Here is a 3001-nt window from a genome sequence, read left to right on the forward strand (position 1 = left end):
GATGAGCATTGGCAATGAGAACGATCAAGTGTCAAAAGGGCATTTGGTGGATGCCTTGGCATGCACAGGCGATGAAGGACGTGATACGCTGCGATAAGCCGTGGGGAGCTGCGAATGAGCTTTGATCCATGGATCTCCGAATGGGGGAACCCACCTTAAATGCTTGGAAAATTTAAGTCGTGCGTTGCACGGCTTAGGTTTCCAAGCATTGTTTAAAGGTATCTTCACCTGAATACATAGGGTGTAAGAAGCGAACGCAGGGAACTGAAACATCTAAGTACCTGCAGGAAAGGACATCAACCGAGACTCCGCAAGTAGTGGCGAGCGAACGCGGACCAGGCCAGTGGCAATGAGGAATAAAGTGGAACGACCTGGAAAGGTCGGCCGTAGCGGGTGATAGCCCCTTACACGTAGAACACTCATTGTCCTTGAGTAAGGCGGGACACGTGAAATCCTGTCTGAACATGGGGAGACCACTCTCCAAGCCTAAGTACTCGTGCATGACCGATAGCGAACAAGTACCGTGAGGGAAAGGTGAAAAGCACCCCGACAAGGGGAGTGAAATAGAACCTGAAACCGGATGCCTACAAACAGTTGGAGCCCGCAAGGGTGACAGCGTACCTTTTGTATAATGGGTCAACGACTTAGTGTGACGAGCAAGCTTAAGCCGATAGGTGAAGGCGCAGCGAAAGCGAGTCTGAACAGGGCGTTCAGTTCGTCGCATTAGACCCGAAACCGAGTGATCTAGCCATGAGCAGGTTGAAGGTTGGGTAACACCAACTGGAGGACCGAACCCGCATCTGTTGCAATAGATTGGGATGACTTGTGGCTAGGGGTGAAAGGCCAATCAAACTCGGAAATAGCTGGTTCTCCGCGAAATCTATTTAGGTAGAGCGTCGACCGAATACCCTCGGGGGTAGAGCACTGGATGGGCTATGGGGACTCACCGTCTTACTGATCCTAACCAAACTCCGAATACCGAGGAGTACTAGTCGGCAGACACACGGCGGGTGCTAACGTCCGTCGTGAAAAGGGCAACAACCCTGACCTCCAGCTAAGGTCCCCAAGTCATGGCTAAGTGGGAAAGGATGTGAGGATCCCAAAACAACCAGGATGTTGGCTTAGAAGCAGCCATCATTTAAAGAAAGCGTAACAGCTCACTGGTCTAAATAAGGGTCTTTGCGCCGAAAATGTAACGGGGCTAAAGCCATGCACCGAAGCTGAGGATGTGCCTTATGGCACGTGGTAGCGGAGCGTTCCGTAAGCCTGCGAAGGGATACCCGTGAGGGGTCCTGGAGGTATCGGAAGTGCGAATGTTGACATGAGTAACGATAAAGAGGGTGAGAGACCCTCTCGCCGAAAGACCAAGGGTTCCTGCTTAAAGTTAATCTGAGCAGGGTTAGCCGGCCCCTAAGACGAGGCGGACACGCGTAGTCGATGGGAACCACGTTAATATTCGTGGGCCTGGTGGTAGTGACGGATCGCTTAACTTGTCTGGACTTATTGGATTGTCCGGGCGGGGACGCGGTTCCAGGAAATAGCTCCACCATTATAGACCGTACCCGAAACCGACACAGGTGGTCAGGTAGAGTATACCAAGGCGCTTGAGAGAACTATGCTGAAGGAACTCGGCAAATTGCACGCGTAACTTCGGAAGAAGCGTGACCCCAATGGACGCAAGTCTTTTGGGGTGGCACAGACCAGGGGGTAGCGACTGTTTATCAAAAACACAGGGCTCTGCGAAGTCGCAAGACGACGTATAGGGTCTGACGCCTGCCCGGTGCTGGAAGGTTAAGAGGAGGGGTGCAAGCTCTGAATCGAAGCCCCAGTAAACGGCGGCCGTAACTATAACGGTCCTAAGGTAGCGAAATTCCTTGTCGGGTAAGTTCCGACCTGCACGAATGGCGTAACGACTTCCCCGCTGTCTCCAGCATAGACTCAGTGAAATTGAATTCCCCGTGAAGATGCGGGGTTCCTGCGGTCAGACGGAAAGACCCCGTGCACCTTTACTATAGCTTTACACTGGCATTCGTGTCGGCATGTGTAGGATAGGTGGTAGGCTTTGAAGCAGGGACGCCAGTTCTTGTGGAGCCATCCTTGAAATACCACCCTTATCGTCATGGATGTCTAACCGCGGTCCGTCATCCGGATCCGGGACAGTGTATGGTGGGTAGTTTGACTGGGGCGGTCGCCTCCGAAAGAGTAACGGAGGCGCGCGATGGTGGGCTCAGAGCGGTCGGAAATCGCTCGTCGAGTGCAATGGCATAAGCCCGCCTGACTGCGAGACTGACAAGTCGAGCAGAGACGAAAGTCGGTCATAGTGATCCGGTGGTCCCGCGTGGAAGGGCCATCGCTCAACGGATAAAAGGTACGCCGGGGATAACAGGCTGATGACCCCCAAGAGTCCATATCGACGGGGTTGTTTGGCACCTCGATGTCGGCTCATCGCATCCTGGGGCTGGAGCAGGTCCCAAGGGTTTGGCTGTTCGCCAATTAAAGCGGTACGTGAGCTGGGTTCAGAACGTCGTGAGACAGTTCGGTCCCTATCTGCCGTGGGTGTAGGAATATTGACAGGATCTGTCCCTAGTACGAGAGGACCGGGATGGACATATCTCTGGTGGACCTGTTGTCCTGCCAAGGGCATAGCAGGGTAGCTATATATGGAATGGATAACCGCTGAAGGCATCTAAGCGGGAAACCAACCTGAAAACGAGTATTCCCTTGAGAACCGTGGAAGACGACCACGTTGATAGGCTGGGTGTGGAAGTGCGGCAACGCATGAAGCTTACCAGTACTAATCGTTCGATCGGCTTGATCGTTCCCATTGCTCATGCTCATCAAACAAGTTTGATGATGCTATCTACAGTCCTCACGCGCCAAAGGCGCTGCGGACGGCGCGCCGGACTTCCGGCGGCTCGGCTCTGCCGGCTGCTGCAATTATCCGGATAAGACGCAAAGACGTGTTCAAATCAAAAAGAGGCTCTGCCTCACCAGCTTCTCA

General features: G+C 53.4%; 1 rRNA gene. It reads left to right on the plus strand.

Going from position 1 to position 3001, the window contains the following annotated elements:
• The first annotated feature begins 22 nt into the window (after positions 1-22).
• Positions 23-2819, plus strand: a 23S ribosomal RNA gene (locus tag AC0C6X_RS29985).
• The last annotated feature ends 182 nt before the right edge of the window (positions 2820-3001 follow it).

The sequence above is a fragment of the Ensifer sp. VA4 genome, assembly GCF_055710065.1.